The sequence below is a fragment of the Nostoc sp. FACHB-888 genome (assembly GCF_014696655.1).
Lineage (GTDB): Bacteria > Cyanobacteriota > Cyanobacteriia > Cyanobacteriales > Nostocaceae > Nostoc.
Genome location: NZ_JACJQM010000409.1, coordinates 1 through 1,844, shown reverse-complemented (window position 1 = coordinate 1,844; position 1,844 = coordinate 1). Strand labels below are relative to the sequence as shown.

Annotated in this window: 2 protein-coding genes and 1 pseudogene; all 3 read right to left on the bottom strand. The window is 40.8% G+C overall.

The window, feature by feature from the left end:
* A pseudogene (locus H6G26_RS41470) lies at positions 1–378 on the bottom strand (histidine kinase); the annotation flags it as partial.
* Positions 379–388: 10 nt separating this feature from the next.
* On the bottom strand, positions 389–940 hold the full coding sequence (locus H6G26_RS41465) for a heme NO-binding domain-containing protein (protein WP_190737934.1): 552 nt from the start codon (positions 938–940) through the stop codon (positions 389–391).
* A gap of 511 nt (positions 941–1,451) precedes the next feature.
* Positions 1,452–1,844: S-layer homology domain-containing protein (locus tag H6G26_RS41460; RefSeq protein WP_190737932.1), on the bottom strand; the 393-nt coding region annotated here is incomplete at its 5' end.

Here is a 1,844-nt window from a genome sequence, read left to right as displayed (position 1 = left end):
GTGAATTGCAAAATCTTTGAGTTTGATACCCAGAGGAGCAAGGCTATCTGTCTCTGTAATCCAAACAGAACCTAAGAAAAAGATTACCTCCTGCTCTGCCTGATACATCATTTGACCCTTAAGCTGCATTCCATTGGGGAGAAACTCTAATATGAAAAGAGCGCGGGATTGTTTATTAATAGCATCAAACTCAATTGGAATTTTGGGACGATTAATCCAAAAATTCTGGTTTATTAATTGACCAACTAGTGTTTCAGGACTAATACGCTCTAAAACATCACCAGCTTGTACAATTTCCAGATTACGGTTAAACGCAAAGTGAAAGGGAAAAGCTTTCATCAGCAATTCTGCTGAGAGAGGTAAGTAAGGAGATGCCATCCTGCTACACTCAATTTGGTTTATAAATCACTAAAAATTCATCACATTCAGCATCTTCATCTCGTGTCTGGGTTTGAGTAATCTCAACTTTTGTATCAAATCTTGCTCCCAATCCTTTAACTAGACCCAGAATCATCGGCGATAGCCCCTCTCTACTAGAGCGATAGTGTAAGTTCAAAGAATTTTCTTCCATATCAGTACACTCAAATGATGGAGGCTGGAGTTTAGGAAAGCTCACACCCACACGAGCATGAAGATTGTCAAGGTTTTCTAAAAACTCTGGGAGCGTATCCCCGCTCATATCCATCATTTCGCCATAGCCTTCTTGGGCAGTGTACTGAACCCAGAATTCCCCAAATGCTTGCATAATCTCTGCGGACGATAAACTCAAAATTACACTCGCAGCTTTTACTAGGCGATGAGTAATGTCATCGGGATAGCTTTCCATACTAAGGAAAACATCTACATTTACCTCTGCTTTGTGCTTAATTTGTTTCCAAATTTGTTCACTATATCCACTGCATACCATGTCTTGAATCGCCTTATTTACTAACCCGTACATGGAAGCCTCCTTTTGCTACACCTAATTTTGTTTTATAAATATGACTGCAACTTGACATCCAATGCCCTAAAGGGGTGTATCAGTTACTAATTTTTCTGTAGCAACTTTTAAGCTAATCTAGCCTACAGATTTAAAAAAAGTAAAACTTAGGGCAACTACTATATATTATACCGATACATTAGAGAATACTTACTACCGTATTATTACTTATGCTGGTTGTTAAAGCCTAAGAAGGCTCGTAAGGCGTATTGGCATTAAACTTGCCCGAAAATTTAAAAAGCAATCTGTACCTGGCTTTGAGATAGCGAAGTGGTAGCGAGTCTTCTCATATCAAAGACGCTATTCCCGTTCGAGCATTAGAGAAAATGGGGCAGGCTTCATACCCAACCGATAAATTTTTTGCCTCAGATGCAGGGTTTGCCTGGTGTGGCAAGCTAGGGCGTGTTTTAGAACTAGTACATTGAAAGGGACAGCAATGTTTAAATTTTAATCTTATGGCTTTGGTTTTTGTTTAAACACCCAAAAGACAGTTGAGCAAACGTAATGTGGCTGCTGCGGCATAATTACGCCGTGTACCAAGATTAGGAGAAAAGGCATTTCCAGTTTCGTTGAGGGGAGTGGCAACACCGCAGTAGACAGACATCTCTGTAATTGTTTTTCCCACCCAATGATTAGATATATCACTGAACGCTATTGGCTGCTGCAAGTTTCTCATACCTGAAATTCCTCCGCCCTCCAGGGCATACTGAATGGCTTTACGCAATACCGCCATCAACTCAGCACGGGTTACTGTTTGGGTAGGCCGAAAAGTGCCATCAGAATAGCCTTGCATAATCCCGTTAAATTTTGCCCACTCAATCATTGCAGCACTCCAACGGGTTGCGTTTACATCCCGAAAAGGCTT

Coding starts and splice junctions, on each gene's coding strand:
- H6G26_RS41465 (WP_190737934.1), bottom strand. CDS start 940: ATGTACGGGTTAGTAAATAAGGCGATTCAAGACATGGTATGCAGTGGA.